Below are 466 nucleotides of genomic sequence, written 5' to 3' on the forward strand. Positions count from 1 at the left end.
CGACGCCGCCGTTTTGGTGCTGTCCTCCGGTTCCGCGGAGGCCCCGGGCCCGCCGCCCCCGGAGGACGCCCGCGTCCTGCTCCCCCACCGCGCGCCCGCCCCGGCCCGCGCCCACCCACCCCCGCCGGCCGGCGGAATCCGCTACTCCCCTGCGCGATCCGCTGCCTGTAACCGGGTAGCGGACCACGCAGGTCGGTAGCGGATTGTCCGGTGGGGTGGATCACGCGCCCGGGCCGAGCCCGAGCCTCTCCTGGCGACGCATGGCGCGTTCGACCTGGTCGACGATCCGCCGCGGATGTCGCAGGTCCTCCCAGGTCCACCGGAGAACAACGAACCCGGCGTCCTCGATCTGACTCTGTCGACGTCGTTCGGCGTTCCAGGAACCCCTGATCTGCTCCTGCCCGGTTCCGTACTTGGCAAAGCCGTCGGCCTCGCCGACCAACCGCCACTCTCGCCAGTAGAGGTC

Annotated in this window: 2 pseudogenes; one reads left to right on the plus strand and one right to left on the minus strand. The window is 72.3% G+C overall.

The features are described 5' to 3' along the window. Positions 1-199 (plus strand): annotated as a pseudogene (locus B4M60_RS00260) (hypothetical protein); the annotation flags it as partial. 21 nt (positions 200-220) lie between these two features. Here B4M60_RS00260 and B4M60_RS00265 read toward each other — a convergent pair. Further along, a pseudogene (locus tag B4M60_RS00265) lies at positions 221-466 on the minus strand (hypothetical protein); the annotation flags it as partial.

This window comes from Dietzia sp. UBA5065, assembly GCA_002415925.1.
Classification (GTDB): Bacteria; Actinomycetota; Actinomycetes; order Mycobacteriales; family Mycobacteriaceae; genus Dietzia.